1 rRNA gene is annotated in these 397 nt (G+C 42.6%); it reads left to right on the top strand.

Features of this window, described 5'->3' with window-relative positions:
• Window positions 1–322: 322 nt before the first annotated feature.
• Window positions 323–397, top strand: a 23S ribosomal RNA gene (locus tag PZE06_RS26620); the annotation flags it as partial.

The following is a 397-nucleotide window of genomic DNA, read 5'->3' as shown; positions in this document are numbered from 1 at the left end:
TTAAATTAAGTCATATGCAATCTTCAGATTGCAACATTGTACCTTGAAAACTAGATAATGAAAATGAAGAAGAACCAAGAAATTACCGAGTAATCGCCATTTTAGTTTTTCTCTCTATTGATTTATTCATAGAGTAAACCGCAAGGGTTTCAAGAGGTTGACGCAGAGATGCGCCGCTTATTGAAAGCCGAAAGTTGAGGGAAATGAGAAGCAAACAGGTCGAGGAATCAAGCGAGGAAGTACCGGAGCGTACGTAGTTTGTACGTGAGGATGCTGACGAGTGAAGATGACGAAGAGATGTGTAGCTGATCATTTACCGAATGGTTAAGTTATAAAGGGCGCACGGTGGATGCCTTGGCACTAGGAGCCGATGAAGGACGGGACTAACACCGATATG

The sequence above is a fragment of the Robertmurraya sp. DFI.2.37 genome (assembly GCF_029211245.1).
GTDB lineage: Bacteria > Bacillota > Bacilli > Bacillales > Cytobacillaceae > Robertmurraya > Robertmurraya methanolica_A.
Note: the sequence above shows the minus strand (reverse complement) of the source record. Positions and strands in the feature narration are given on the sequence as shown.